At 64.5% G+C, this 389-nt stretch carries 1 protein-coding gene; it reads right to left on the bottom strand.

What is annotated here, in order from left to right:
• The coding region (gene tnpA, locus ACLQ2U_RS32210) for an IS200/IS605 family transposase (RefSeq protein WP_425754647.1) at positions 1-184 on the bottom strand (184 nt) is incomplete at its 3' end.
• Positions 185-389 lie beyond the last annotated feature (205 nt).

Here is a 389-nt window from a genome sequence, read left to right as displayed (position 1 = left end):
TGACCAACTTCGACAGAGCCACGGCTGGCGGGTAGTGCACGAGCAGGTGGACGTGGTCGTCTTCGCCGTTGAACTCGTGCAGCTGCGCGCCGAAGTCTTCGCACACCTTGGACATGACCTGCTGGCAGCGGGTGAGGATCGGATCAGTGAGGGCGCCGCGTCGGTGCTTGGTGGTGAAGACCAAGTGCGCGTGAAGGTTGTAGACGACGCTGCGCCCCCTACGTACCTCTGGGTCTGGAGTTCATCGAGGTCACATGGACCAAATGATGCGATGGGCTGGTGAAGCTGGTCGTGCAGGTGAAGCTGCTGCCGACGCCGGAGCAGGCGTCCGCGCTGACGGCGACCCTGCGCGCCTGCAACGAGGCGGCGTCCGATGTGGCGCAGATGGC

The organism is Micromonospora sp. DT47 (assembly GCF_049844475.1).
Taxonomy (GTDB): Bacteria; Actinomycetota; Actinomycetes; order Mycobacteriales; family Micromonosporaceae; genus Micromonospora.
Note: the sequence above shows the minus strand (reverse complement) of the source record. Positions and strands in the feature narration are given on the sequence as shown.